Source organism: Desmonostoc vinosum (assembly GCF_059505385.1).
On record NZ_JCACKM010000325.1, the window covers coordinates 1 to 2,915 of the forward strand.

The 2,915-nt window shown below is 42.5% G+C and carries 5 protein-coding genes; 1 reads left to right on the plus strand and 4 read right to left on the minus strand.

Features of this window, described 5'->3' with window-relative positions; genetic code table 11:
- Positions 1 to 110 precede the first annotated feature (110 nt).
- The 3 genes from AC5JMF_RS32285 to AC5JMF_RS32295 all read right to left on the minus strand — a co-directional run bounded on the left by AC5JMF_RS32285 (position 111) and on the right by AC5JMF_RS32295 (position 2,100).
- Positions 111 to 440 carry an MgPME-cyclase complex family protein gene (locus tag AC5JMF_RS32285; protein ID WP_495799788.1) on the minus strand — a complete coding sequence of 110 codons (330 nt, stop codon included), beginning with the start codon at positions 438 to 440 and terminating at the stop codon, positions 111 to 113.
- A gap of 65 nt (positions 441 to 505) precedes the next feature.
- Positions 506 to 1,225 (minus strand): SnoaL-like polyketide cyclase, encoded by a 720-nt coding sequence (locus tag AC5JMF_RS32290; protein ID WP_495799789.1) that lies wholly within the window; start codon positions 1,223 to 1,225, stop codon positions 506 to 508.
- A 149-nt stretch (positions 1,226 to 1,374) separates the two neighbouring features.
- Positions 1,375 to 2,100 (minus strand): pyridoxine 5'-phosphate synthase, encoded by a 726-nt coding sequence (locus tag AC5JMF_RS32295; protein WP_495799790.1) that lies wholly within the window; start codon positions 2,098 to 2,100, stop codon positions 1,375 to 1,377.
- On the opposite strand from AC5JMF_RS32295, the gene AC5JMF_RS32300 reads away from it, so the two are divergent.
- Positions 2,078 to 2,203 (plus strand): hypothetical protein, encoded by a 126-nt coding sequence (locus AC5JMF_RS32300; RefSeq protein WP_495799791.1) that lies wholly within the window; start codon positions 2,078 to 2,080, stop codon positions 2,201 to 2,203. The two genes, AC5JMF_RS32295 and AC5JMF_RS32300, sit on opposite strands and share 23 nt — an antisense overlap.
- On the opposite strand, the gene AC5JMF_RS32305 is transcribed toward AC5JMF_RS32300, so the two are convergent.
- A complete protein-coding gene (locus AC5JMF_RS32305; RefSeq protein WP_495799792.1) occupies positions 2,183 to 2,761 on the minus strand; it encodes a Uma2 family endonuclease in 579 nt (192 codons plus the stop codon). The genes AC5JMF_RS32300 and AC5JMF_RS32305 overlap by 21 nt on opposite strands.
- Positions 2,762 to 2,915: the final 154 nt, after the last annotated feature.

Here is a 2,915-nt window from a genome sequence, read left to right on the forward strand (position 1 = left end):
GTCTCCCTATCTCCGCGTCAGCCAAATCATAAGTCTTTAAACGGACATGATATGAATTGGTATGAGGGAGATGAGGGGGAAATTTCCCAGTCCCCAATCCCCACTCCCCATTAAGACACAGTAGCCAATGATGCCAAAGCATCGGGAATTGTTGCAGAAGGAGCCTGAAATTCTCCTGTAATAACGTACTCTAAGCGCAGTTTTAGCCAAGTAATAAATTGAGGATTAGTGGAAATAATTGCTACCGCTGGTTGCGGACATTTCGCTTTCATCTGTGCCATTTCGGGTGCTTCTAAGAAAGCTGGTTGCTGAACCAACCAAAAATCAATCTCTTTTTCTTGTTCGTGGTAGTGACGGGTACGCTCTTTGATCACTTCCCCTATGGGTTCTTCTTCGAGGATAAAGCGTTGACTTGCCAAAACGTAATAGTATGTTTGCATTTTCATCCTTTGGTTGATCGTAAATAGTCTCAGGGTATGGTGTTACGCAATGATGCCTCTACAAGTTAACTTTGACGAAACTTCTTGAACCAAGAACTGAAGGGACAAGCACTGCCTTGGTTTTCAGTATCTGTTTGTTTGCCACTTGCTGTCAGCTTTTCTAAGAACAGTGTATTGTCAAAATAGTGTTCTAGGGAAATAATCTTCAGGTCTTCTGTGACGCGGGCTACACTCATACCAATAATTTCTACTATCTCCTTGGTTGCTGCATAGTCTTTGTACGCGCCGTCAAAATGCCCCCAGTGTCGCCATTTAAATGTGACATTTGGTGGCCCAGAGAACACTTCCAACACCTCCCAAGGAAATCCTTTGGTGAAAGTTGTATGGAAGATTTTTGCTGATGATTCAAAACTTTCTGTTAAAGCTTTGTAATGTTCGGAATCAGCCATGAATAAATTATAAGTACCTTGTGCTGCTAAATCTGCTGCTGTATACTCTACCCCACCGTTGGTACTCACACGAAATTTGTCATTGACAATAGATAGCCATTGTTTTGGGTCAGTTTTGAATGATACCTCCATCTCAAAGGTTCGCACCAAGTTTTGCACGATCGCTTCTAATGTACCTTCAAGATGATTATGTATACTCTCTTGAGCAAGATTCTCCTTGGAACGAGAGTAATCTGGCGGTGTTTGATAGCGCCACTGTGTATCAGTAGTACTTGCTGCAATCACTTCATCTCGATCCTGTACCCAAAGCGGTAGGTTGTTCTGTGTTGCACTCATAAAATTCTTTGCTGACCATTTGTAAATTGCCAGATTTCGCAGTGACAAACCCTCTTTGGACAGTTATCAGGCTACAGGTTACAGTTTTTTTACCCATTCCCCCTAATCCCCACTTCCTCCGGGAGCGGGGGCCCCGAGTTCCCCATTCCCTATTCCCCATTCCCCCTAATAGCTTGCTTCATCTCGCGGACTGCTCTTTCTATGCCTACTAATGCGGCCCGGCTGATGATGGTATGACCAATATTCAGTTCTTCCATGCCTGGAAGTGCCGCTACTGGGTAGACGTTCCAGTAAGTGAGACCGTGACCGGCGTTAACTCGCAATCCCGCTTGAATTGCTTGCTCGCACCCTTTGGCTAACACTGCTAATTCTTGCTGGCGATGTGTTTCATCTTTGGGCTGGGCGTATTGCCCTGTGTGCAATTCAATAAATTTAGCTTTAATCTTGACAGATGCTTCTATTTGTGCTGATTCAGCGTCGATAAATAAACTAACTGGAATGCCAGCGCTTTGCAATTTATCAACAATCTCTCCTATTCTAGCAATTTGCCCAACGATATCTAAACCGCCTTCTGTGGTCACTTCTTCGCGTTTTTCTGGTACTAGAGTGACATAATCGGGTTTGATGTCGAGAGCGATCGCGAGCATTTCATCTGTAGCGGCCATTTCTAGATTAAGATGAGTTCGCACTGTTTGCCGCAACAGGCGCACATCTCGGTCTTGGATATGTCTTCTATCTTCTCGCAGATGCACGGTAATGCCATCTGCACCTGCTAGTTCTGCCAGTACCGCTGCCGCTACGGGGTCTGGTTCCACTGTCCGCCGTGCTTGTCGGATGGTGGCGATATGGTCTATGTTCACACCAAGTGTAGGCAACCCTGTATCTCCCTATGCACAGTTCTCAGAACTTGATTTTACCGGAAATCTTGGCAGTGGAGATAGTTGGGGTGGGCGATCGCTATCCAAAAATTGGCTGTAAATTTAAAATAAAACCAGGCAGAACATCTTCACCGGATAGACTTATAGGAGATTGTAAAACCTCTGGCGCTTGATTAGAACGATAAATTACTACAACTTTATCTTTAGGATTAATTAACCAACCAAGTAGTAAACCGTTTGCTAAGTATTCCTGCATCTTGACTTGAGTATCTTCTACATCATCAGTTTCTGAAACTAATTCCACTGCAAAATCTGGACACAAGGGGAGATATTTTTTTCTTTGTTGTGGTGTTAAGGCATCCCACCGTTCCATTTTTACCCAAGAAGCATCGGGAGAACGAGTGGCACCATTGGGGAGTTTAAAACCAGTGGAAGAATCAAAAGCTTTTCCTAAATTATTTTGACTATTCCAAAACCATAGTTGACCTAGTAAATCAAAATTACGATTCCCCGTTTCTCCTCCAGTGGGTGCCATGATTACCAATTTCCCCTCAGCAGTTAATTCTAATCGCAAGTCTTTATTTACAGCAACAATTTGTTCAAATTCTTCATCCGTCAATTTCAGATTAGGAGGTAATTGTAAAGTTAAAGCAGTCATAATTCATTCTGCCCCACTAAAATTTTAATCTTCTTTGGATTAATTATAATTGTCTCTTTATTACTATCAATTATTCATTATGATCGCCTACGATAGTGCAATTAATAAGCTAAAAAACATCTAAATTACATAATCAAATTAAATAAAACTCTTG

Bases quoted from the DNA above. Each gene is read 5' to 3' on its own strand.
- AC5JMF_RS32285 (WP_495799788.1), bottom strand. From the start codon at position 440: ATGCAAACATACTATTACGTTTTGGCAAGTCAACGCTTTATCCTCGAA.
- AC5JMF_RS32290 (WP_495799789.1), bottom strand. From the start codon at position 1,225: ATGAGTGCAACACAGAACAACCTACCGCTTTGGGTACAGGATCGAGAT.
- AC5JMF_RS32300 (WP_495799791.1), top strand. From the start codon at position 2,078: ATGTTCACACCAAGTGTAGGCAACCCTGTATCTCCCTATGCACAGTTC.
- AC5JMF_RS32305 (WP_495799792.1), bottom strand. From the start codon at position 2,761: ATGACTGCTTTAACTTTACAATTACCTCCTAATCTGAAATTGACGGAT.